The sequence below is a fragment of the Vibrio sp. YT-19(2023) genome (assembly GCF_033337395.1).
In genome coordinates this window covers 1-902 of the sequence record NZ_JAWOQN010000246.1, presented here as the reverse complement: position 1 = coordinate 902, position 902 = coordinate 1, and the positions used below count along the sequence as shown (strand labels likewise).

2 protein-coding genes are annotated in these 902 nt (G+C 47.3%); both read left to right on the top strand.

Annotation, left to right across the window (positions count from 1 at the left end; translation table 11 throughout):
* Positions 1–404 (top strand): sensor histidine kinase (locus R7E78_RS25175; protein WP_318058480.1); only part of this gene is annotated, 404 nt, incomplete at its 5' end.
* 1 nt (position 405) lies between these two features.
* A partial coding sequence (locus tag R7E78_RS25170) for a response regulator (RefSeq protein WP_318058479.1) occupies positions 406–902 on the top strand: 497 nt, incomplete at its 3' end.

Genomic DNA, 902 nt, shown 5'->3' with positions numbered 1-902 from the left:
CCTTGATTGACGCTTATCTGGGTATTCAAAAAATTCGTTTAGGCGAGCGCTTAAGTTACACAATCGAGGTGCAAGAAGGGTTAGGAAATACAGAGTTGCCTCCGATGATGCTGCAACCTTTGGTAGAGAACGCCATTATTCACGGCATCGAGCCAAAACGTGAAGGTGGTGAAGTCCAATTGCTGATAAAGCAAGAGAAACAACTGTTGCAAATTGAAGTGAAAGACACTGGCGTGGGGTTGAGTCACGTCAGCAATCACTCTGGTTCGGGGATTGGGTTGAGTAACCTTAAACAGCGCATGGATGCCTTATTTGCTGGCCAAGGTCAGGTGTCGATCAGTGAATCTTCCGAAAGTGGTGTGAGTGTGCGTTTGAGTTGGCCAATGACAACTAAGGAACAGTGAAATGAATACAGGGTTTACTGCCATTATCGCCGATGATGAGCCGTTATTGCGGCATCATCTCGATAAAAGCCTCGCGGAAGTGTGGCCGGAGTTGGACATCGTTGCCAAGGTAGCTGATGGCGAACAAGCCTTGCTCGCCATTGAGCAAAGCCAACCTGATATTGCCTTTCTTGATATTCGTATGCCCGTGTTAGATGGCATGAGTTTGGCGCAAAAACTCAATCGTTTGGCCAACCCGCCTTTGATCGTGTTTGTTACTGCTTATGATGACTATGCCATTAAAGCGTTTGAGCAAAATGCGGCAGATTACCTGCTCAAACCCATTTCCGACGCTCGTTTGCAGACGACCTGTGAACGAGTCAAAGCTCGACTCAGCCAACGAGGAAGCGACAACAGCCATGTTCAGATGAATAGTTTGTTGGAACAACTGCAACAGTTGTCTGCGCCTCAAACACCGCAATACTTACAGTGGATTAAAGCCACGCAAGGTGACGATAT